Raw genomic sequence first — 242 nt, 5'->3', positions numbered from 1 at the left:
CCGTCCTGGGCGTAATCACCGGCCTCCAAGGACTGATCCTCGGATTCCTCGGCGTCGCCTTCCTACCCCCACCGGACGACAGCCTGCTGCTGCACTCGGGTAGCACCGAGTTGCTGCGCTGGGTCGGTTCCGCTGAAGTGGCGGCCGCCGTCGTCGTCGTCACCGTGGTGTCGATGGTCCTGGGCTTACTGATCTCGGCGCTCATCGGCAACGCCGATCGCGGCATGCCAGTGCTGGTCGTG

The 242-nt window shown here is 66.5% G+C and carries 1 pseudogene; it reads left to right on the top strand.

Annotated features, from left to right (window positions below):
• A pseudogene (locus ACZY1I_RS32330) lies at nt 1–242 on the top strand (hypothetical protein); the annotation flags it as partial.

Source organism: Mycobacterium sp. IDUB_37 (assembly GCF_055419245.1).
The sequence above is the reverse complement of the archived record's forward strand: the minus strand, read 5'-3'. Positions and strand labels throughout refer to the sequence as shown.